20 protein-coding genes, 2 tRNA genes and 1 rRNA gene are annotated in these 21,564 nt (G+C 59.5%); 15 read left to right on the forward strand and 8 right to left on the reverse strand.

Annotated features, from left to right (window positions below):
- Positions 1 to 99: 99 nt before the first annotated feature.
- The 3 genes from rrf to dkgB all read left to right on the forward strand — a co-directional run bounded on the left by rrf (position 100) and on the right by dkgB (position 1,403).
- Positions 100 to 215 (forward strand): 5S ribosomal RNA (gene rrf / locus EKL15_RS07040).
- A 94-nt stretch (positions 216 to 309) separates the two neighbouring features.
- Positions 310 to 386 (forward strand) — tRNA-Asp (locus EKL15_RS07045).
- A 213-nt stretch (positions 387 to 599) separates the two neighbouring features.
- The gene (dkgB, locus tag EKL15_RS07050; protein WP_060425251.1) at positions 600 to 1,403 is read left to right on the forward strand and encodes a 2,5-didehydrogluconate reductase DkgB; all 804 of its coding nucleotides are present in this window, start codon (positions 600 to 602) and stop codon (positions 1,401 to 1,403) included.
- A 46-nt stretch (positions 1,404 to 1,449) separates the two neighbouring features.
- On the opposite strand, the gene yafC is transcribed toward dkgB, so the two are convergent.
- A complete protein-coding gene (gene yafC / locus EKL15_RS07055) occupies positions 1,450 to 2,334 on the reverse strand; it encodes a DNA-binding transcriptional regulator YafC (protein WP_060425254.1) in 885 nt (294 codons plus the stop codon).
- A gap of 330 nt (positions 2,335 to 2,664) precedes the next feature.
- Between yafC and EKL15_RS07060 the strand changes: the two genes are divergently transcribed.
- A complete protein-coding gene (locus EKL15_RS07060) occupies positions 2,665 to 3,459 on the forward strand; it encodes an endonuclease/exonuclease/phosphatase family protein (RefSeq protein ID WP_025160092.1) in 795 nt (264 codons plus the stop codon).
- A 52-nt stretch (positions 3,460 to 3,511) separates the two neighbouring features.
- On the opposite strand, the gene mltD is transcribed toward EKL15_RS07060, so the two are convergent.
- Positions 3,512 to 4,894, reverse strand: a complete 1,383-nt coding sequence (gene mltD / locus EKL15_RS07065) for a murein transglycosylase D (protein ID WP_060440648.1) — start codon at positions 4,892 to 4,894, stop codon at positions 3,512 to 3,514.
- A 71-nt stretch (positions 4,895 to 4,965) separates the two neighbouring features.
- Positions 4,966 to 5,721: a hydroxyacylglutathione hydrolase gene (gene gloB / locus EKL15_RS07070; protein ID WP_100397119.1), complete on the reverse strand. Its 756-nt coding sequence runs from the start codon at positions 5,719 to 5,721 to the stop codon at positions 4,966 to 4,968.
- A gap of 44 nt (positions 5,722 to 5,765) precedes the next feature.
- On the opposite strand from gloB, the gene EKL15_RS07075 reads away from it, so the two are divergent.
- Positions 5,766 to 6,485: a class I SAM-dependent methyltransferase gene (locus tag EKL15_RS07075; RefSeq protein WP_038871387.1), complete on the forward strand. Its 720-nt coding sequence runs from the start codon at positions 5,766 to 5,768 to the stop codon at positions 6,483 to 6,485.
- Here EKL15_RS07075 and rnhA read toward each other — a convergent pair.
- A complete protein-coding gene (rnhA, locus tag EKL15_RS07080; protein ID WP_033649910.1) occupies positions 6,482 to 6,949 on the reverse strand; it encodes a ribonuclease HI in 468 nt (155 codons plus the stop codon). The two genes, EKL15_RS07075 and rnhA, sit on opposite strands and share 4 nt — an antisense overlap.
- Positions 6,950 to 7,020: 71 nt before the next feature.
- Between rnhA and dnaQ the strand changes: the two genes are divergently transcribed.
- Both dnaQ and EKL15_RS07090 read left to right on the forward strand, forming a co-directional pair.
- A complete protein-coding gene (gene dnaQ / locus EKL15_RS07085; RefSeq protein ID WP_038871384.1) occupies positions 7,021 to 7,764 on the forward strand; it encodes a DNA polymerase III subunit epsilon in 744 nt (247 codons plus the stop codon).
- 144 nt (positions 7,765 to 7,908) lie between these two features.
- Positions 7,909 to 7,985: transfer RNA gene (locus EKL15_RS07090), tRNA-Asp, on the forward strand.
- 106 nt (positions 7,986 to 8,091) lie between these two features.
- On the opposite strand, the gene EKL15_RS07095 is transcribed toward EKL15_RS07090, so the two are convergent.
- Complete coding sequence (locus EKL15_RS07095) at positions 8,092 to 10,332, reverse strand: TonB-dependent siderophore receptor (RefSeq protein WP_100397118.1); 2,241 nt, start codon at positions 10,330 to 10,332, stop codon at positions 8,092 to 8,094.
- A 229-nt stretch (positions 10,333 to 10,561) separates the two neighbouring features.
- Here EKL15_RS07095 and EKL15_RS07100 point away from each other — a divergent pair, with 229 nt between their 5' ends.
- From EKL15_RS07100 to hpxK, 4 genes are all read left to right on the forward strand, one after another.
- Complete coding sequence (locus EKL15_RS07100) at positions 10,562 to 11,440, forward strand: siderophore-interacting protein (RefSeq protein WP_100397117.1); 879 nt, start codon at positions 10,562 to 10,564, stop codon at positions 11,438 to 11,440.
- Positions 11,441 to 11,576: 136 nt separating this feature from the next.
- Positions 11,577 to 12,416 carry a MurR/RpiR family transcriptional regulator gene (locus tag EKL15_RS07105; RefSeq protein WP_100397116.1) on the forward strand — a complete coding sequence of 280 codons (840 nt, stop codon included), beginning with the start codon at positions 11,577 to 11,579 and terminating at the stop codon, positions 12,414 to 12,416.
- Between the two features lie 208 nt (positions 12,417 to 12,624).
- Positions 12,625 to 13,869 carry an alanine--glyoxylate aminotransferase family protein gene (locus EKL15_RS07110; RefSeq protein ID WP_100397120.1) on the forward strand — a complete coding sequence of 415 codons (1,245 nt, stop codon included), beginning with the start codon at positions 12,625 to 12,627 and terminating at the stop codon, positions 13,867 to 13,869.
- Positions 13,866 to 15,119: an allantoate amidohydrolase gene (gene hpxK, locus EKL15_RS07115; protein ID WP_100397115.1), complete on the forward strand. Its 1,254-nt coding sequence runs from the start codon at positions 13,866 to 13,868 to the stop codon at positions 15,117 to 15,119. Before EKL15_RS07110 ends, hpxK begins: the two co-directional genes overlap by 4 nt.
- On the opposite strand, the gene EKL15_RS07120 is transcribed toward hpxK, so the two are convergent.
- Together EKL15_RS07120 and EKL15_RS07125 are read right to left on the reverse strand one after the other, a co-directional pair.
- Positions 15,111 to 15,884, reverse strand: a complete 774-nt coding sequence (locus EKL15_RS07120) for an amidohydrolase (protein ID WP_100397114.1) — start codon at positions 15,882 to 15,884, stop codon at positions 15,111 to 15,113. The two genes, hpxK and EKL15_RS07120, sit on opposite strands and share 9 nt — an antisense overlap.
- Positions 15,872 to 17,032, reverse strand: a complete 1,161-nt coding sequence (locus EKL15_RS07125; RefSeq protein WP_100397113.1) for a pyridoxal phosphate-dependent aminotransferase — start codon at positions 17,030 to 17,032, stop codon at positions 15,872 to 15,874. The genes EKL15_RS07120 and EKL15_RS07125 overlap by 13 nt, the downstream gene beginning before the upstream one ends.
- Before the next feature lie 164 nt (positions 17,033 to 17,196).
- Between EKL15_RS07125 and EKL15_RS07130 the strand changes: the two genes are divergently transcribed.
- The 3 genes from EKL15_RS07130 to EKL15_RS07140 are packed head-to-tail and all read left to right on the forward strand — an operon-like array spanning position 17,197 to position 19,036.
- Entirely contained in the window at positions 17,197 to 17,811 is a 615-nt protein-coding gene (locus EKL15_RS07130) for a methylthioribulose 1-phosphate dehydratase (RefSeq protein WP_038871354.1), read from the forward strand.
- Positions 17,808 to 18,497: an acireductone synthase gene (gene mtnC, locus EKL15_RS07135; protein ID WP_197809251.1), complete on the forward strand. Its 690-nt coding sequence runs from the start codon at positions 17,808 to 17,810 to the stop codon at positions 18,495 to 18,497. The genes EKL15_RS07130 and mtnC overlap by 4 nt, the downstream gene beginning before the upstream one ends.
- Positions 18,494 to 19,036, forward strand: a complete 543-nt coding sequence (locus EKL15_RS07140) for an acireductone dioxygenase (protein WP_102984216.1) — start codon at positions 18,494 to 18,496, stop codon at positions 19,034 to 19,036. The genes mtnC and EKL15_RS07140 overlap by 4 nt, the downstream gene beginning before the upstream one ends.
- 17 nt (positions 19,037 to 19,053) lie before the next feature.
- Here EKL15_RS07140 and mtnA read toward each other — a convergent pair whose 3' ends face one another.
- On the reverse strand, positions 19,054 to 20,082 hold the full coding sequence (gene mtnA / locus EKL15_RS07145; protein WP_084826791.1) for an S-methyl-5-thioribose-1-phosphate isomerase: 1,029 nt from the start codon (positions 20,080 to 20,082) through the stop codon (positions 19,054 to 19,056).
- A gap of 146 nt (positions 20,083 to 20,228) precedes the next feature.
- Here mtnA and mtnK point away from each other — a divergent pair, with 146 nt between their 5' ends.
- On the forward strand, positions 20,229 to 21,428 hold the full coding sequence (gene mtnK / locus EKL15_RS07150) for an S-methyl-5-thioribose kinase (protein WP_197813466.1): 1,200 nt from the start codon (positions 20,229 to 20,231) through the stop codon (positions 21,426 to 21,428).
- Positions 21,429 to 21,564: the final 136 nt, after the last annotated feature.

A 21,564-nucleotide genomic window follows, 5' to 3' on the forward strand; every position in this document is an offset into this window, starting at 1 on the left:
TTACAACACCGAAGGTGTTTTAGAGAGATTTTCAGCGAAGTTCCGAGATTGGTTCTGATGGCGACACGAGAGTGACGCGGTTGGAATGAAACGAATTTGCCTGGCGGCAATAGCGCGGTGGTCCCACCTGACCCCATGCCGAACTCAGAAGTGAAACGCCGTAGCGCCGATGGTAGTGTGGGGTCTCCCCATGCGAGAGTAGGACACTGCCAGGCATCAAATAAACGTTATCAGTGTGACGACTGGTAATGCGCAAATCGCAGAGCGCGATTTTGCCGGCATCGAGAGATGCAACGTAAAAGAATCGGTGGAGCGGTAGTTCAGTTGGTTAGAATACCTGCCTGTCACGCAGGGGGTCGCGGGTTCGAGCCCCGTCCGTTCCGCCACTTAATTGATAAGCCCTGAGTCTCTGACTCAGGGCTTTTTCATATGCAAAATTCACGGAATATCGTCGAAATTGCCACCGCTCCTGCCGCTTTTCCTCAATATTGTTGCCTGTTGATCAAAAGTCTTATGCCGAACCTGGCGTTTTTGCTCACTAAAAATATTGCCATACTCTCTCGCATTGCTATTTATCCACTAATGAGAGAGTAAAAATTGTGAGCATTCCTGCATTTGGTTTAGGTACTTTCCGCCTTCAGGATCAGGTCGTTATCGACTCGGTGAGTACGGCGCTGGAACTGGGCTATCGGGCTATCGATACCGCACAGATCTATGAAAACGAAGCGGCCGTCGGCCAGGCTATCGCAGCCAGCGGTGTGCCGCGTGACGAGCTGTTCATCACGACCAAAATTTGGATCGCGAATCTGGCCAAGGGGTCATTAATTCCCAGCCTGCGAGACAGCTTGGTCAAACTGCAGACCTCGTATGTCGATCTGACATTGATTCACTGGCCATCGCCAAATGATGAAGTGTCGGTCGCCGAGTTTATGGCTGAATTGCTGGAAGCCAAGCGATTGGGGCTAACCCGTCAGATAGGGGTATCCAATTTCACGGTCGATCTGATGCAGCAGGCGATTGACGCGGTCGGTGCCGATCAGATCGCAACCAACCAGATCGAACTGTCGCCGTTCTTGCAGAATGAGAAAGTGGTGGCGTTCGCACGGCAGCATGGCATTGCCATCACCTCTTATATGACGCTGGCGTATGGCAAAGCGTTGCAGGAGGAGACGATCAAGCGTATCGCGGCGCGGCACAAGGCGACGCCGGCACAGGTGGTCCTGGCCTGGGCGCTGAAGCTCGGCTACGCGGTGATCCCTTCCTCGACCAAGCGTGAAAACCTGGAAAGCAACCTGCTAGCGCAGCAGCTGCAGCTGAGTGATGAAGATATGGCACAGATTGCCGCGCTGGAAAGCAACGGCCGGTTGGTCAGCCCGGAAGGTCTGGCACCCGACTGGGACTAATCTTCAGATATGATGACCTCAGGCGCTCGAGAGAGCGCCTTTTTTATCACTTTAACCGCTCGCTGATAAAATCGATAAAGCTGCGCAGGCGGTTACTGACGGCGCTATCGCTGTAGTACACCGCGTTGATCGGCATTTCGAGTGGCAGCGTGTCCCCCACCAGAAGGGGGACCAGATCCCCGCGTTTGACGTCTTCATCACTCATAAAGTCCGACAGGCAGGCGATGCCGTTGCCGTGCAGGCACAGGTGGCGCTGGGTTTCGCCGCTGTTGGTGGTCAGCCCTGGAACGATCTCCAGTTGGCGACCATCGGCACAGGCCAGCGGCCAGCGGTTTAGGTTAGGCAGGTCGTTAAAGCCGATGCAGCAATGGTGTTCCAGATCGGCCACCGTCTTTGGCGCGCCATACTGCGCCAGGTAGGCGGGGGAGGCCAGGATGCGCCGATAGCTGGCCATTAGCTTGCGCGCTTTCAGCGTAGAGTCCGTCAGCTCGCCGACGCGGATTGCGATATCCACTTTCCGTTCGATCAAATTGATGAAGTTTTCCGAAGAGACTAACGATAGCGACATTTCCGGATAGCGTTCACGAAACTCGGCGACCAGCGGCGTCAACAGATGCAAGACGACCGGCGTTGCGGCATCGACGCGCAGCAGCCCCTGCGGGCGTTGGCGGCTTTCCAGCAACGCATTTTCCGCTGCGGCCATATCGCTCAACACCTTTTGCACCTGCCGAAAGTAGTTTTCGCCTTCCTGTGTCAGGCTGATTTGGCGTGTCGTACGGTTGAGCAGGGTCACGCCCAGCTTGCTCTCCAGTTTTTTTACCGTACGGCTAACCACGGAGTTGGCCTGCTGCAGGCGCTCTGCCGCCCGGCTGAAGCTGCCGCTCTCCACTACGGTGACGAAGGTGATAAGCTCGTCCGAATTCGCTTTCATTTTTGCTCCACGGGCAAACATCGTTTGAAATTTTGAGCGATTTCGTCATTTAATCACGTCGGAGCATCGCCGTCACCCACTTGAGCACGAACCTGTACATTCCGATATCCCGTGCGCATTTTGCTGGCCTTTTCGCATTTTTCACCTCTGATGCGTCACCTTTACACAGCTATACCCTCAGAATATTGAAATCACCGCAGACGGCCCCTATAACTGAAAAGGTTATGCCTGTAAAAGCCATGCCCTCTGTGCGGGGCAGGCGTATAATCAATTCACCGTTGGCGAAGTCTTCATCGCCAGTTTCATGCTAATGGGTAATAGGCGAATCGCGTGCCGAAACGAACTTATGCAATGAGGTATGTTGCAGGCCAGCCAGTCGAACGAATTTTTCCTGGCGCCGTTAACCAGCCGTTGCCGCCAGGGGCTGCGCTGCCGACGACCGGCGCTCTGCGCGTCATGGTATGGAATATTTTCAAACAGCAACGAGCCGACTGGCTTTCGGTGCTGAAAAATCATGGCAAAGATGCGCAGCTGGTGTTGTTGCAAGAGGCGCAAACCACGCCGGAGCTGGTGAGCTACGCTACCGCCAACTATCTGGCGGCCGATCAGGTGCCGGCCTTTGTGTTGCCGCAACATCCTTCCGGCGTGATGACGCTGGCAGCCGCTCATCCGGTTTACTGCTGCCCGCTGCGTGAGCGTGAGCCGCTGCTGCGGCTGTCCAAATCGGCCTTGATCACCGTTTACCCGCTGTACAATGGCGAGCTGTTGATGGTGGTGAATATCCATGCGGTGAACTTCAGCCTGGGAGTCGACGTCTACAGCAAGCAGCTGGGGCCGATTGGCGAGCAGATCGCCAGCCATCGGGGGCCGGTGATCATGGCGGGGGACTTCAACGCCTGGAGCCGTAAACGTATCAACGCGCTGTATGACTTTGCCGGCGAAATGGCGCTGCGCGAGGTGAGCTTCACCGACGATCACCGCCGCAAGGCCTTTGGTCGCCCGCTGGACTTCGTGTTTTACCGTAACCTGGGTGTTGTTGAGGCCTCGGTGCTGGTGACCAGCGCGTCGGATCACAATCCGTTGTTGGTGGAGTTCCACCCGGAAAAAGACTCCCCCGTCTGGTGAATCACAGGTAATAAAAAAGCACCCCGCGGGGTGCTTTTTTTGTGCCGGAAACTTAGGTATCCGGCGTTAGCTTGTTGCCGACAAACAGGGTCAGCTTCAGACCGGGTTGCAGACTGCCTTTACCGAGCGTTGAATTCCAACGCATCACGTCGTTAATATCGACGCCGTGACGACGTGCAATGCTGGCGAGCGAATCACCTTTGCGAACCTGATAGGTGATACTGCTGTTACTGCCCGTATTGCTGGCCACTTGCAGGGTTTGCCCAACTTTTAGGGCGCTCTTGGCGCGCAAGTTGTTCCAACTCTGCAAATCGCTGGTCTTAACGTTCAGCCGCTTGGCAATGCCCGATAAAGTGTCGCCGGAGCGTACTTTATACGAACTACCACCGGACAAACCGCTGTTCTTCGCCAACTGCGTCGTTGGCTGAGTCACGGCGATCTGGCCATCGGCCAGCGAGTCTTTCAGCTGATCGGCATGCCCTTTGGGAACCATGATGTAATGGGGCCCGTTAGGTGCCGTAACGCCTTTTTTGTAGCCTGGGTTATACGCTTTCATCTTGGTGACCGAAAGCCCTGCCATCTCAGCCGCCTGAGTCAGCTGGATCTGCTGTCCGACATCGATACGCGCCAGCGCACGGGTTTCATCCGTTTTCGGGAGTTTCACGCCGTACTTCTTGCTGTTCTTGATGATGTCGCTCAGCGCCAGCATTTTCGGGACATAGATTGACGTTTCACGCGGAAGCGACAGTGCCCAGAAATTGGTTGGCTTACCCTGGCGTTTGTTTGCCTTCACCGCTTGCATCACGCGGCCTTCACCACTGTTATAGGCGGCTACGGTCAATAACCAGTCGCCGTTAAACATGCGGTTCAAGCGTTGCATCATGTTAAGCGCAGCGGTTGTCGAGGCGACGACATCGCGTCGACCGTCATACCACTGATTGTTTTTCAAACCATAATTGCGACCCGTTTGCGGCACGATTTGCCATAGCCCTGCTGCGTTGGCACTTGACGTGGCGTGTGGGTCAAAAGCGCTCTCCACTATGGGTAGCAGTACCAGTTCCATCGGCATATTACGTTTCTTAATCTGCCCGACTATCCAGTACATGTACGGCTCTGCCCGTAATGTTACATCGTGGAGATAGCTCTTACTTTTTAAGTACTTTCTTTTCTGATCACGGATCCGGGAATTTTCCGGAACCTCCATCTTCAGCTCGTCGCTAATGAAGTTCCACAGGTCCTGTTGCGCGGCGGGACTGTTGTTATCCAACCACCGCGCCGAGCTCGCTCGGCCATTTGCTGTGTACTCTCCTGCTTCACCATCTTGACCAGCCGAAGACAAACTCTGTGCATGCTGTTCTGGCGCCGGTGCGTCCTGCCTGGACGACTGGCAACCCACTAGCAAGACTGAGGCGAGAAATATCGCTTTAGCCTTCATGTGTGTGTCAATGTAGTTGCTTAAAAGACGAGCAATAATACTTTGCTTCGCCAAATAACACAACTAAAAGCTTAGAAGTTATCTTTCCGCAGGCGTAATTCGGAAAAAACTGAATGAAGGCTTTCTGGTGGTGAATTAAAGCCTAATTTCTTTTGTAAATCAGCGTCATGGCAACGTAAAAACAGGTTAATTTTGCGCTCTAATTGCAATGTGGTTGGCACGCTGGCTTGGCCTTTTGCCCTTAACGCTTCAACATGTTGTTGATATGTTTCAATCTCTCGATCTTCCGGCAAAATAGCCCGCGCAAACTTAAGATTTGAAAGAGTATATTCATGCGCGCAGCAAATTAAGGTGTTATCGGGAAGTTGCGCGAGTTGTTGAAATGAGTCGTACATTTGTTTGGCGGTGCCTTCAAACAGCCTGCCGCAGCCGGCAGAGAACATTGTGTCGCCGCAGAACAGATAAGGGGCACTATAGAATGCCACATGGCCTAACGTATGGCCGGGGACGGCGAACGTCCTGTACTGGCGGCCATCGATGTCAAAGGTGTCGCCGTCGCGGACGATGTGATTGGCACCTTTGTCTGCGGTTTCTTGCGGCCCATAGACGGCCAGGCCGGGATACTGGGCCACGATCTGCGCCACGCCGCCGACGTGATCGTGATGATGGTGGGTCAGCAGGATCGCCGCCGGCACCAGCAGCAGGCGCTGCAGCGCTTCGAGCACCGGCTGCGCCTCACCCGGATCGACGATAATGCAGCGTCCCTGCCGGTCATCCAATAACCAAATGTAATTGTCCTGGAAGGCGGGAATGCTGATAAGATTCATGGTGTACCTCTCGTTGGCAACGGCTTGAAAGAAGATAATAAATCATGAAACCAGCCCATACTCTACAAAAGCTCACCGGCCCGCAGTCCTGGGCGGAGCTGCCGTGGGGGGAGTACTATCGTGAAGCGCTCGAGCGGCAGTTGCAACCCTGGTGGCCGAAGCTGTTCGGCTTCCATCTGCTGAAGATGGGCATGCTCAGCGCCGAGCTGGCCACGGACAAATGCGCGATTTCCCATCAGGTCAACGTAGGGCTGGAGGGCGAAGGGCTGCAGGTGATCGCCGATGCTTATCAACTGCCGTTTGCCGCCAAGTCGGTGGATGCCTGCCTGTTGGCGCATACGCTGTCCTACGCGGACGATCCGCACCGCATGTTGCGCGAGGTGGACAGGGTATTGATCGACGACGGCTGGTTGGTTATCAGCAGCTTCAATCCGTTCAGCCTGTTGGGACTGGGCAAGCTGGTGCCCGGACTGCGTCGCCGCCAACCCTATGTCAGCCGCATGTTTACCCAGATGCGGCTGCTGGATTGGCTTAGCCTGCTGAATTATGAGGTGCTGCACCAGGCGCGTTTTCACGTGCTGCCGTGGCATCGCCAGGGTGGAAAATTTTTATGCACCCATTTGCCGGCGCTGGGCTGCATGAGCGTGATTGTGGCGCGCAAACGCACCTTGCCGCTGACGCCCACGCCGATGAAACTGGGGGCGAGAAAACCGTCTCTCAGCCGCGCGGTGGGCGCGACCAAGAGCTATCGCAAGCTGCCTTAGGCTTCCGGTTGATAACCGACGTCTTCCTGCGTCGGCTTGCCGGCCGCTTCGCGCGCCAGCACGTCACAACGTTCGTTCTCTGGGTGGCCGGCGTGGCCCTTGACCCATTCCCATTTTACCTCGTGGCGCTGAATGGCCAAATCCAACCGCTGCCACAGATCGACATTCTTGACCGGCTTTTTGTCGGCGGTTTTCCAGCCGCGCTTCTTCCAGTTATGGATCCAACTGGTGATGCCCTGGCGCACATACTGGCTGTCAGTGCTGAGCGTCACGGCGCAGGGTACGGTCAGCGCTTCCAGCGCCACGATCGCCGCCATCATTTCCATGCGGTTATTGGTGGTCAGACGAAAACCCTCGCTGAAAGTTTTTTCCGTCTGCTTATAGCGTAATATCGCACCGTAACCCCCGGGGCCGGGATTGCCAAGGCAGGAGCCATCGGTGAAAATTTCTACCTGTTTGAGCATCTCTGGTAGACTCTTCCTATCAGTTTTTAAAAGCCAAGTCTGACATAAACGAGCGCTGTGAGCACTGCAATATGATCTCTACAACCACCAGACAGATTGTCCTCGATACCGAAACCACCGGTATGAACAAGCTTGGGGTGCACTACGAAGGGCACCGCATCATCGAAATCGGTGCGGTGGAGGTGATTAACCGCCGCCTGACCGGGCGCAACTTCCACGTTTACATCAAGCCGGATCGGCTGGTGGATCCGGAAGCTTACGGCGTACACGGCATCAGCGACGATTTCCTGGCCGACAAGCCGACCTTCGATCAGGTTGCCGACGAATTCCTCGACTTTATCCGCGGCGGCGAGTTGGTGATCCATAACGCGGCGTTCGATATCGGCTTTATGGATCACGAATTCCGCATGTTGCAGCAGGGCATCCCGAAGACCGAGACCTTCTGCACCATCACCGACAGCCTGCTGATGGCGCGTCGCCTGTTCCCGGGCAAGCGCAACAACCTCGATGCCTTGTGCAGCCGTTATGAGATAGACAACAGCAAGCGTACGCTGCACGGCGCATTGCTCGATGCCGAGATCTTGGCGGAAGTCTATCTGGCGATGACCGGCGGTCAGACCTCGATAGCGTTCCAGATGGAGGGTGATACCCAGCAAAACGACGCCGCGCAAGAAATTCAGCGCATTGTCCGCCCGGCGACCGCGATGAAAGTGGTCTACGCCAGCGACGAAGAAGTGAAGGCGCACGAGGCGCGTCTGGATCTGGTGGCGAAAAAGGGCGGCAGCTGCCTGTGGCGCGGTGCGCCGGCCGAGTAACGGCATTGTTGCACGAAAAAAACGCACCGGATGAACCTTCGTTGAAAAACTGTGCAAACGGTTCATTTGGTGAGAAAAAGGCGTTGACGGAACCGAGAGGCGTCCGTAATATGCGCCTCGTTCCCCCGCAAGAGGGAATGGCGCGGAGCGGTAGTTCAGTTGGTTAGAATACCTGCCTGTCACGCAGGGGGTCGCGGGTTCGAGCCCCGTCCGTTCCGCCACTATTCAGAAGCCCTGAGTTAGCGATAACTCAGGGCTTCGTCGTTTCTGCTCTCTGCAAAACGGTGCGGCCCAATAAACGGGGCCGGCAGACCGGCCCATTATTCCTCAGAACAACACCGAGTAGTTCAAGCCGAAGGTACGTCCGCGGCCTTTATAACTGTACAGCTCAGGCGAGCCGTAGGTCGGGCTGTACAGGATCGGCGCGCGTTGGCCCCAAACGGTGGTGTACTCCTTGTCCAGCAGGTTTTCCACGCTGAAGCTGACTTTCCCTACCGGCAGGGTATAGCTGCCGAGGAAATCGAGAGTGTTGTAGCCATCGATTTTGCGGCCCTGGGTGGAGTTGGCCTTGGTGTAATCGCCGTCGTCCGACACGTCGAAGGTTTGCTGCGACTGTAAGCGCAGATTCCAGTCGCCCGGCGCCCAGCCGACATAAGCGGTGACTTTCGATGGGCTGGCGGTATCCACCACCAGCTTCTTCCATTCGCCGTTGACCTTGGTTTCGGAACGGATAACGTTGAAGTTGGTGCCGGCGCTCCAGTCGCTGTTTTCAAAGAAATAATCCACCGCGCCTTCCATCCCGTAGATGCGGCGCTTGTCCGCATTGACGTTGATGGTCATGTCGGTTTTGTTGATGGCGATGCTCTTGTCGGACAGCGAATAGTAGGCGGCGATTTGCGTGCGCAGGTTATCGCCGGTATAGCGCCAACCCAGCTCGAAGGCATTGACCTTGATGCCTTCCAGCTTGGAATCGCCGACGTTGACGCTCTTCAGCAGCCGGTAATGGCCGCCGTTCAACGCGTAGGTGCCGTTGCCGTAATACTTGCCCGGGTCCGGGATCTCGAAGCCCTGAGAGAAGTTGAACCAGGTTTGCTGGCGATCGGTCAGGTGCGCCAACAGGCCGGCGTTGAACAGCGCGTTGTTGTAGTCGGTTTTCCCTCCCGGTATCGCGTCGGCGGACGTCGCGGCGCCGGTGGCGATCGCCTGCTGTTGGTTATAGCCGACGAAGTCGTCAATCTTGTTTTCGGTGTACTGGTAACGCAGGCCACCGCTCAGGGTGAAGATCGGGTTGATGTCGTAGCTGGCCTGCAGGAACGACGCCAGGTTGCTGGTGGTATAGCTCGGGTAGCGGCCGGTATTGTAGGCGTTCTCCAGCGTCATGCCGCCGGACTGTTGCGCCTTCGCCAGGTTGAAGAACTGTTGGTTGGCGTTGAAGCTCTCATGCTCGGCGTCGAGACCGTAAGTCAGCGTCAGTGCATCGACAGGCTTGCTGTTTAACGTCAGCTTGCCGCCGTAGAAATCGGTTTTTTGCTGCGAAGCGCCAATGCTGCTGACGTAATAGTTCGGCGCTTTGCCCGCCAGCGTCGGGAACGGGTAGAAGGTCAGGGTTTCGTCGCGGTAGTAGACCTGTGCCACCAAATCCTGGCCGAGGAAATCGGTGTTGGAATACTGCAGGTTGATCAGATGGCGTTCGGTGCCGGGGATACGGTCGGAATTTAAGTTGCCGCTGTTGTATGCCTTGGCATTGCCGGTCACCGCCGCAAAGTTCTCTCCCAGGAACAGGCCGTGATCGCCGTCGGATTGGCTTTTATAGTATTGAGTGGTCAGCTGCAGCTGTTGGTGTTCGTCGATGTTGAGGGTGCCGGTGCCCATGACGTCGAGGCGATCGGAATACTGCAGGCCGGTTTGGGTATTGTCGATCAGCACCTCGTTGCCTTTGCCGTCGTACCAGCCACCGTAGCGTTGGTAAGAAACGGACAGGCGTCCCGAGGCGTTGTCGTTGCCACCGCTGACCGCCGCCGCCACGTTTTCGTCGTGATCGTTATGGCCGCCAAAGCCGGTTTTACTGCCGATCTGTAATTCGACCTGCTGTTCTCGTTGCCCCTTTTTGGTGACGATGTTGATCAGGCCGCCGGTGCTGCCGCCGCCGTACAGCGAGGTCGCGCCGGAAATCACCTCAATATGATCGATATTGAACGGATCGATCGAATCCAATTGGCGGCTGTCGCTGCGCGATGAATTCAGGCGTACGCCGTCGATCATCACCATCATCGAACGGCCGCGCATATTCATGCCATAGTTGGTGCGGCCCTGGCCGCTGACGTCCATGCCGGGGATCAGCTGCGCCAACATGTCCTTGATCTCTTTACCGCCCTGAACCTGCTGTTCGATCTCCTGGCTTTCAATGATCCAGGTCGTTTGCGCCATTTCCGCCGCGCTACGGTGCGAACGGCTGGCGGAGACCACCAACTGCTCTTCGTTGCCGGCTTTCTGATCCTCTGCCCAAGCCGCCGGCGCAAGCATTGCCAGCAGACAAGGGTTCAATACCCAAAGGTGTTTGCGTTTCATCGTTATTTCCCAGGTGATATTGTTATTACGTTATTTTTGAGAATGATTCTTTTATCAATAACGTTTCTTGTTATCAATAAAATCATGATATGATTTTTTGCGATACATTAATGTAATTAATTAGTTTTATTAACATTTTACCCGCTGCACGATCGCGCACTCCACGCCGTCAAACGGTAGCCGATCGGCCATACGTATAAGCGACAGCCGTTGCCGGAGAATCGAGAACATGTCCGCCAGCTACAGAATTTTTGATATCACCTTGAAAAGCAAAACGCTGATTTCACCTTCGCTGGTGCGCTGCGTGTTTGAAGGTGCGGATATTCATCGGATGAAGCTGGAAGCGCCGGATCAGCGCATCAAACTGTTGTTCCCGGCGGCGGACGGCAAGATCCCGCAGTTGGTCAACGGCCCGGACTGGTACGGCGATTACATGGCGATCCCCAAAGAACAGCGTCCGGTGATGCGCACCTATACGCTGCGTGCGCTGCGCTGTGAGCAGAATCAGATGGACGTCGAATTCGTGCTGCATGGCGTGAACGGCCCGGCCTCCGCTTGGGCGACCCACGCCGAGCCGGGTGACGCCCTTCAGACGGTCGCTCCCAACGCTGACTTCGACGGCGACAGCGGCGGCTACGAATGGGTGCCGCCGGCGCAGTTGCAGCAGGCGCTGTTGATCGCCGATGAGACGGCGGTGCCGGCGGCGATGGGTATTCTGGAGCAGCTGGCGCAGCAGGCCAATCCGCCGCGAGTGCAGGCATTTTTTGAGGTGCCGGTGGCGGGGGATTGCCTGGATTTGGCCCGTTTCCCGTTCGCCGAGGTTTACTGGCTGCCGCGTGACGTGGGCCACCAAATGGCGCATGGCACGCTGCTGGTGGAGGCGGTGCGCCAGCGGGTCGTTATCCCCGCGTCGGCGTGTGCGCAGGCGCAGTCCCTGGCGGAAAGCAGCCTGAGCGATGAGGTGTTGTGGGAGCGTGCGGCCGGCGGTAACGCTTTTTATGCCTGGGTGGCGGCCGAGTCTTCCACGGTGAAAACGCTGCGGCGTTATCTGATCGGCGAACGCGATCTGGATCGCGCTACCGTCAACTTCATGGCCTATTGGTGCTGAACGCGCGGCCCTTTTCCGGCATTGACGCGGGAGAAGGGCATGCCGCTGCCATTCCCCACCCACGAATAATTGCTTGCCAGCGGGTAGTTCGACCGTGCTATGTTCCGCTGAAACGAAGGTTACAGCGAGAACGATAATGCAACGGTTCGACGAACGCCTGCGCCGCGACTACCCACAGCTGACGCCACAGGAGCAGCGGGTGGCCGACTTCATTTTCGATCACTATGACGATTTGATCGGTTACAACAGCGCCGAGCTGGCGCGCCTGAGCGGCGTTTCCAAAGCCACGGTCAGCCGCTTGTTCAAACGGCTGGGCTACCCCAACTACCGCGCCATGCGCGATGAGCTGCGCACCCTGCGCCAAAGTGGCATGCCGCTGACAGACAGCCGCGATGCGGTGCAGGGCGATACGCTGCTGGCGCGGCACTGTAAGCAGGAAATGGCCAATCTCACCCGCTGGGTAAAGCAGATCGATGCGGTGCAGTTCAGCGCGGCGATCGCCGCACTGGCGCAGGCGCGAGGCGTAATGCTGCTGGGGCTGCGCAACAGCTATCCGGTGGCGATGCACCTGCGCCAGCAGCTGATGCAGGTGCGTGAACAGGTACTGCTGGCGCCGCAGCCGGGGCAGACGCTGGCGGAAGATCTGGCGGGGCTGATGCCGCAGGACGTGGCGGTGGTGGTGGCGTTCCGTCGCCGGCCGCGCCAGATAAAGGCAGTGCTGGCGCTGTTGCAAAGCCGCGGGGTACCGACGCTGTTGATCTGTGAACCGCAGGCGCAGGAGTTGTTCCCGTTGGCCAACTGGCATTTGACCGTGCCGCTCGACAGCGTGTCGGCCTTTGACAGCTATGCTGCCGCCATGAGCCTGGCCAGCCTGCTCAGCAATGCGTTGCTGCATGAGAGGCTGGCGCAGGGGCGGCAGCGCATTCATCACGTCGCCGAACTGTTCCAGGCGCTGGACGAACTGGAGCTGCGTTAAGCACGACAGTTCATTTCCCTTCCTTCACCTTCCGCCGTTTAAGGCGGATCGGTCACCTCATTGTGTTACTTTGGTTTCATTAATTGATCATAAGAATCTTTTGTTTCAACTGAATCCCTATCGGGAGTAGGCTGTTGGGCAGCAAACAAACGTCATGTCGACGCTGACGGCATAACTCAATAACTTACTAAGCTGACAGGGAATGAACATGTTGGATATTTCGCAATTCGATCAGATTAACCCGCCGGCGCGCCTGCTGATGGGGCCGGGGCCGATCAACGCCGATCCGCGCGTGCTGCGCGCCATGTCGAGTCAGCTGATCGGCCAGTACGATCCGGCGATGACCGGTTACATGAATCAGGTCATGGCGCTGTACCGCGCGCTGTTCCGCACCGAAAACCGCTGGACGATGCTGGTGGACGGCACCTCGCGCGCCGGCATCGAGGCACTGCTGGTTTCCGCCATTCGACCGGGCGATAAGGTGCTGGTGCCGGTCTTCGGCCGTTTCGGGCATCTGCTGTGCGAGATTGCCCGCCGCTGCCGTGCCGAGGTACACACGATCGAGGTACCGTGGGGCGAAGTGTTCAGCGCCGATCGCATCGAAGACGCGATTAAGCGAGTGCGCCCGCGCCTGCTGCTGACGGTACAGGGCGACACGTCCACCACCATGCTGCAGCCGCTGCATGAGCTGGGCGATATCTGCCGCCGCCACGGCGTGCTGTTCTATACCGACGCGACGGCTTCCTTCGGCGGTAACCCGCTGGAGACCGATGCCTGGGGGCTGGATGCGGTCTCCGCCGGGCTGCAGAAGTGCCTGGGCGGCCCCTCCGGCAGCTCGCCGGTCACTCTCAGCCCGCAGTTTGAAGAGATTGTGCGCCGCCGTAAATGCGTGGAGGAGGGGATCCGCACCGCCGAGCACGCCGATGGCGACGACGAGATGATCTACTCCAACTATTTCGACATCGGCATGATCATGGATTATTGGGGGCCGGAGCGCCTCAATCACCATACCGAAGCCACCAGCATGCTGTTCGCGGCGCGGGAATGCGCGCGGGTGATCCTCGAAGAAGGGCTGGATCATGCCATCGCCCGCCACCGGCTGCACGGCGCGGCGATGCTGGCGGGCATCCGGGGCATGGGGCTGGCGGTGTTCGGCGATCTTGAGCACCGCATGAACAACGTGCTCGGCGTGATGATCCCGCCGCAGGTACAGGGTGAACAGGTGCGGCAGATGATGCTGAACGACTTTGGCATTGAAATCGGCACCTCGTTTGGCCCGCTGCAGGGCAAGATCTGGCGCATTGGCACCATGGGTTACAACGCGCGCAAAGATTGCGTGCTGCAAACCCTGGCGGCGCTGGAGGCGGTGCTGAACCGCCTCGGTTTCGCCAGCAAGCAGGGCGAGGCGTTGCAGGCCGCCTGGAACGTTTATGACACAGGCAAGCGTGGATGACGCCGCTGGAGGCACAGCAGGCCGCCGCACGGGTGATGGCGCGCTGTGACGAGCTGGCGGCGATCAGCGCAGAGCCCGATCGGCTGACGCGTCTTTATCTCTCCGCCGAACATCGGCGCGCCAATCACCGAGTCGGGGAGTGGATGCGTGAGAGCGGCATGCAGGTTTGGCAGGACAGCGTCGGCAATATCTGCGGCCGCTATGAAGGGCACACGCCCGGCGCCCCCGCGCTGCTGCTCGGTTCGCATTTGGACACGGTGCGTAACGCCGGGCGCTATGACGGCATGCTCGGCGTGCTCACGGCGCTGGAAACGGTGGCGCACTATCACCGCCAGGGGCATCGATTACCGCTGGCGCTGGAGGTGATCGGCTTTGCCGACGAGGAGGGCGCGCGCTTTGGCGTCACGCTGCTCGGCAGCCGCGGCCTGACCGGCCAGTGGCCCGCAGAGTGGCTGGCGCGCACCGACGCCGACGGCGTGAGCATAGCGCAGGCGATGCGCGACTTTGGGCTGGATCCGGCGGCGATCGCGCAGGCGCATCGCGCACCAAACGAAATTCGCGCCTATCTCGAATTACATATCGAACAGGGCCCATGTCTGGAGGCGGCCGATTTGGCGCTGGGCGTGGTGACGGCGATCAATGGCGCGCGCCGGCTTAACTGCACTTTCAGCGGCGAGGCGGGCCACGCTGGCACGGTGCCGATGGGGCAGCGCAAAGATGCGCTGGCGGCCGCAGCAGAATGGATCACGGCGGTCGAAACGCTGACCTGCGCCGCCGATTCGCCACTGGTGGCCACCGTCGGCTGCATCGAGAGTCTGCCGGGCGCGGTCAATGTGATCCCCGGTGAGGTGAAATTGACGCTCGATGTGCGCGGCCCGCAGGATGCGCCGCTGGCGGCGCTATTGACGGCGTTGCTGGCGCAGGCGCAGGCGATCTGCGCGCGGCGTGGAATGCGCTTCGCCAGCGAGGCGTTTTATTGCATCGATGCCACCGCCTGCGACGTGGACCTGCAGCGCCGCTGGCAGGCGGCTGTCGCACAAGTGCAGGGCCGTAGCCTGGCGTTGCCGAGCGGCGCTGGGCATGACGCCATCGCCGTGGCGGCGCAATGGCCGGTCGGCATGCTGTTCGTGCGTTGCGCCGGCGGCGTCAGCCATCATCCGGACGAAGCGGTGCGGCAGGCGGACGTGGCGCTGGCGATCCAGGCCTATTGCCTGATGATCGCCGGCTGGGAGAAGGAGGAATCAGTCTAAACGCAGAAAGCTGTCGGCATCGCGCCAGGCCGGGAAGGCGCTGCGGTAACTCTGCAGGGTTTCCAGCGACAGCTCGGCGTCCAGCCGCGTGGCCGCGCCGGGCTCCGCATTCGCCAGGATCTCGCCCTGTGGGCTGATGATCAGGCTGTCTCCGCTGTAGCTCAGGCCGTTGGGATCTTCGCCCACCCGGTTGCAGCCCGCCACGTACACCTGGTTTTCAATCGCCCGCGCCGCCAGCAGCGTTTGCCAATGGCTGCTGCGCGGCGCCGGCCAGTTGGCGACGTACAGCGCCAGATCGTAATCCTGCTGATAGCGCGCCCAGACCGGGAAACGCAGGTCGTAGCAGATCTGCGGCAGGATGCGCCAGCCGCGCCATTCGAAGATTTCACGCCGGTTGCCGGCTTGGTAGTGCAGATGTTCGCCGGCCATGCGGAACAGGTGGCGTTTGTCATAGGCGTGCACCTGGCCGCCCGGCTCGACCAGCAGGAAGCGGTTGACCGCACCCTCGTCAGTTTTCAGCGCCACGCTGCCGCCGATTAACGCGTGGCTTTTCACCGCCCAACCGTGCAGCCAGTCGATCACCTGCTGTTCGGGCAGGGCGCTCTCGCCGGCATCCATGGCGAAACCGGTGGTGAACATCTCCGGCAAGATGATGAGATCTCGGCCAACGATCGGCGCCAGCAACGCATCGAAAGCCGCCAGGTTGGCGGGGCCGTCGCGCCAGACCAGCGGTTGCTGCAACAGGGTAATTTTTAAAGTCGACATAACCGCTCCGCAGCTGCATCCAGCGTGGCGTCCTGTTTAGCGAAGCACAGCCGGATCAATTTATGGGGGAAAGGATCGGCACAGAAGACCGACAGCGGAATGGCCGCCACGCCCACGTGCTCGGTTAACCAATGGCAGAATGCCACATCGTCCAGACTGGAGATGGCGCTGTAGTCCGCCAGCAAGAAGTATGTACCCGCGCAGGGTAAAATTTCCAGTCGGCTGCTCGTCAGCGCCTGCACAAAGCGGTCGCGTTTGGCGCGATAGAACGCCGGCAGCTGTCGCCAGTGCTCCGGCTCGGCGCGCAGGCTATCCGCCAGCGCCAGCTGGGCCGGGGTATTGACCGAAAAGGTCAGGTATTGATGCACTTTGCGCACCTCGGCGCTCAGCGCGGCGGGTGCCACGCAATAGCCCACTTTCCAGCCGGTCATGTGGAAGGTTTTGCCGAAAGAGGACACCGCGATCGCGCGTTGGCGCAGCTGCGGGTGGGCCAGCACGCTGGCGTGCCCGCCTTTGGCGAAGCAGATGTGTTCGTAAACCTCGTCGCTGAGCACGTAGATTTCGCGTTCGGCGATAGCGTGCCACAGCTGCTGCATGTCTTCCGCCTGCCAGGCGGTGGCGGACGGGTTGTGCGGCGTGTTGACGATCACCAGGCGGGTGCGTGGCGACAGCGCGGCGGCGAACCCTGGCCAATCCACGGCAAACGCGGGCGGCTGCAGGGCGATGCGTTTGAGTATGCCGCCGGCCAACGTGACCGCCGGCGCATAGCTGTCATAGCTGGGATCGAAGCAGACCACTTCGTCGCCGGGGCGCACCAGCGCACTGATGGCGGCGAACAGCGCTTCGGTGGCGCCGGCGGTGACGGTCACTTCGGCGGTGGCGTCCGGTTGCCAGCCATACAGCTCGGCGGTTTTGTCGGCGATGGCTTCGCGCAGCGGCGCCACGCCGGTCATTGGCGCATACTGGTTGGCGCCCTGGGCGACGTGCCAGGCCAGACGTTCTTTCAGGTAGTCCGGGCCGTCGAAATCGGGGAAGCCCTGCGACAGGTTGATCGCCTGATGCTGCTGCGCCAGCGCGCTCATCTGGGTAAAGATGGTGGTGCCCAGGGCAGGCAGTTTACTTTCGGGAATCAATGCGGAAGTGCTCATAGCAGGTGAATACTCCAGGCGCTTATATTGCCGTCAATATAACACGATGCTAGTATTTGGCAATCAAGACGCTTAGATGGCTAAATGCGAAAAAGTGCTTAGCCCGCCACACGGCAGGCAACGTTTCATCTGCCGACCGCCTTACCGAACGGGAAACGATAATAATGACGGAGAATCCGCAACTTACCGCATTGCTGGCGGCCTGCCACTGGATTGGCGACAAAGGCTGGTGCCCGGCGACCGGCGGCAACATGTCGCTGCGCCTGGACGAACGTCAGTGCCTGGTCACCGAGTCCGGCAAAGACAAGGGTAGCCTCAGCGCCACCGATTTTCTGCGGGTGGATATCGCCGACAATCATGTGCCGAGCGGCCGCACGCCATCGGCGGAGACTGGGCTGCATACGCTGCTCTACCGCCTGTCTGCGCACATCGGCGCGGTGCTGCATACCCATTCCGTCAACGCTACCGTCCTGTCACGGGTGGAGCGCGGCGATGCGCTGGTGCTGCAGGGGTACGAAATGCAGAAGTCGCTGGCCGGCCAGCGCAGCCACCTGGACAGCGTGGCGATCCCTATTTTCGACAACGATCAGGATATCCCCCGGCTGGCGGCGCGCGTGGCGGCCTATGCCGAGGCCACGCCGCTGCAATACGGCTTTCTGGTACGCGGCCACGGCCTGTATTGCTGGGGGAGCCAGGTGGCGGAAGCCCGCCGCCATCTCGAAGGGCTGGAATTCCTGTTCCAGTGTGAACTGCAACGCCGCTTACTGGAGGCGAAATGATCCGCGCTATCGTGACCGATATTGAAGGTACCACCAGCGATATTCGCTTTGTGCATCAGGTACTGTTTCCTTACGCCCGCGAACGGCTGGCGGATTTTGTGCGCCGCCATGCCGCTGAGAGCGAAGTCGCCGCGCCGCTGGCGGCGCTGCGCGCTGAAATTGACCAGCCGCAGGCAGATCTCGACGCGCTGATCGCCGCCCTATACCGCTTTATGGATGAAGACCGTAAATCTACCGCGCTCAAGGCGTTGCAGGGCATCATCTGGCGCAGCGGTTACCGCGAAGGGGACTTCCGCGGGCATCTTTATCCGGAGGTCGCCGGGCAGTTGGCCGCCTGGCAGCGGCAGGGGGTGAAGCTTTATGTCTATTCCTCCGGTTCGGTGGAGGCGCAGAAGCTGCTGTTCGGCCACAGCGATGCGGGCGATCTGCAGCCGCTGTTCAGTGGTTATTTCGATACGCACGTCGGCGCCAAGCGTGAAACCGCGTCGTACCGCAACATCGCGCAGGCTATCGGCATCGCGCCCGACGAGCTGCTGTTTTTGTCCGACATCCGCCAGGAGCTGGATGCGGCGCAGGCCGCCGGCTGGCATACCTGCCAGCTGATCCGCGATGAGGCGGACGAGCAGAGCCGGCATCCGCAGGTTAACCGTTTTGATCGTATCGATTTAGGGGAGTTCGTCTCATGAGTGGATTGACCATTTTCAGCGATAAAGCGCCGCAGCAGCCGCTGTGGCAGAGCCGCGACGCGCAGGAGATCCAGCGCCAGTTGGCGCAGATCGGCGTGCGCTTTGAGCGCTGGCAAGCGGATCGCGAGCTGGGCGACAACCCGCAGCCGGAGGCGGTGATCGCCGCCTACCAGCATGAGATAGACCGGCTGGTGGCGGAAAAGGGCTACCAGAGCTGGGACGTGATCAGCATGCGGCCGGACCATGAGCAGCGGCAGGCGCTGCGTGAAAAATTCCTGTCCGAACATACGCACGGCGAAGATGAAGTGCGCTTTTTCGTCGAAGGCGCAGGGCTGTTTTGCCTGCATCTGGACGGCAAGATCTTCCAGATCCTGTGCGAAAAGAACGATCTGATCTCGGTGCCGGCCAACACTCGCCACTGGTTCGATATGGGATCGGCGCCGCACTTTACCGCGATCCGGGTGTTCGACAACCCGGAGGGCTGGGTGGCGCATTTTACCGGCGACAAGATCGCCGATGCCTATCCGCGTCTGGACTGAGCGTCAATCCGCGGGCGTTACCCCAGCGCCCGCCGGAAAATCCCCGCTTCAACCTGCTGCGGCGTAATCACGCCGCTGTCGAATACCCAGCCGCTGATGAGCTTGGCCGGCGTAACGTCGAACGCCGGATTGTAGACCGGTGCCTCGTTCGGCGCCCACTGACAGGCGCCGAAGCTGCCTGAAACGCCGGTGACTTCGGCCGCCGCGCGCTGCTCGATCGGAATGGCGGCGCCGTCCGGGCAGTGCGGATCGTGGGTGGTATGCGGGGCGGCCACGTAGAACGGGATGCCGTGGTAGTGCGCCAGCACCGCCAGGCTGTAGGTGCCGATTTTGTTGGCGACGTCGCCGTTGGCGGCGATGCGATCCGCGCCGACCCACACCGCATCGACCTGGCCCTGTGCCATCAGGCTGGCGGCCATCGAATCGCAGATCAGGCGATAGGGAATGCCCAGCTCGCCCAGTTCCCAGGCGGTCAGGCGGCCGCCCTGCAGCAGCGGCCGGGTTTCATCGACCCACACCTGTTGCACCTTGCCTTGCCGGTGAGCGTGCAGCAGCACGCCGATGGCGGTGCCGACGCCGGCGGTGGCCAACCCGCCGGTATTGCAGTGGGTCAGCAGGCGGCTGCCGGGCTTGACCAGCCCAGCGCCGTGATCGGCAATGCGATCGCACAATCGGCGATCTTCTTCCACCAACCGCAGCGCTTCGTTCACCATCGCCGGCACCCAATCAGGCTCCGCCAGCGCCAGCTTCATGCGATCCAGATTATTCATCAGGTTGACCGCCGTCGGGCGGGCGGCGCGCAGCGTGTGCAGCGCCTGCTCCAGCTCGGCGCGCGGCAGACCGCGTTCCGCGAGCAGCGCCAACAGCAGGCTGGCAGACAGCCCGATCAGTGGCGCGCCGCGCACCCGCAGGCTGTGAATGTGCCCGACCAATTCCTCCACGCTGTCGCAGGCGCGCCACCGCTTTTCCTGCGGCAGGGCTTGCTGATCGAGGATCCAAAGGCGGTTGTCCTGCAGGGTCAAACTGGTGGTGTTAAGCGCTTGCATCGGCGGTTAATTCCTTGTTGCGTGGTTATTGCATCTGAAACGCTATTCTGCCAACATGACTTCCAGATGTATAGACGTCCAAATGCTTTTACGTCTAAATAAACAGAATCGCTGGGATCGGTGAGAGAGAACAGAGGGGTTAGGGAATGTCGCTTTATCGTACGTTTACGGCTACCGACGCCGTTGAATACGCCCGCCAATACGGTCAGGTGTCTGAACCGCAGGCACTGGTCAGCGCTGACGAGATCGGTGACGGCAACCTGAATCTGGTGTTCAAGATCCGCGATCGCGAAGGGGTGAGCCGGGTGATCGTCAAACAGGCGCTGCCTTACGTACGTTGCGTGGGCGAATCCTGGCCGTTGACGCTGGATCGGGCGCGCATCGAAGCGGAAACGCTGCTGGTCCACGGCGGCTTCTGCCCGCGGCATACGGTAAAAGTCTTGCATCACGATCCCGAATTGGCGGTGATGGTGCAGGAAGACCTTTCCGACCATCGCATCTGGCGCAGCGAGCTGGTGCAGGGCAACTATCACCCGCTGGCGGCCGGGCAACTGGCGGAATACCTGGCGCAGACGCTGTTCCACACCTCCGATTTTTATCAGTCGGCGCAGCAGAAGAAGGCGGAAGTCAGCCGTTTCACCAACCCCGAGCTGTGCCAGATCACCGAAGATCTGTTCTTTACCGATCCTTATATCGATCATGAGCGCAATCGCTTCGAGGCGGCGCTGTTGCCGCAGGTGCAGGCGCTGCGTGAGGATACGCCGCTGAAGCTGGCCGTCGCCGGCCTGAAACATCGCTTTCTCAGCAAGGCGGAGGCGCTGCTGCACGGGGATATTCACAGCGGTTCGATCTTCGTGGCGGAAGGACGGTTGAAAGCGATCGACGCCGAATTCGGTTTCTACGGCCCGATCGGTTTCGATATCGGCACCGCATTGGGCAATCTGCTGCTCAACTATTGCGGGCTGCCGGGGCTGTTCGGGCCGCGCGACGCCGCCGCCGGGCGCGAGCAGCGCTTGCAGGATGTGCGCGAGCTGTGGCTGATCTTTGCCGATCGCTTCCTGGCGCTGTGCCATCAGCAAAGCCGGGATGCGGCGCTGGCAACGCCGGGTTACGCCGAGCAGTTCCTGCAACAGGTCTGGGCCGATGCGGTCGGGTACTGCGGTACCGAACTGATTCGGCGCACCATCGGCCTGGCGCACGTCGCCGATCTGGACAGCATCGCCGACGCCGACATGCGCCTCGACTGCCAGCGTCATGCGCTGGGACTGGGGCGCACGCTGATCGTCAATGCGCAGCAGATCGAGCATATTGACGCGCTGTTGGCACGCATTCGTCAGCAAGGCTGAATAACTCGGCAATGAGGCAAACCCGGCTGCGGCCGGGTTTTTTATTTTTAAGAACTTATTGGTATCAGCAATAGAATAGATAAATTGTTTTTAACTAAAAATGTATTTTTGTTCGTGCCCTATTTGTAAATTTAAT

The organism is Serratia sp. 4542 (assembly GCF_016805595.1).
In the GTDB taxonomy this organism is placed as follows: Bacteria; Pseudomonadota; Gammaproteobacteria; order Enterobacterales; family Enterobacteriaceae; genus Serratia; species Serratia nevei.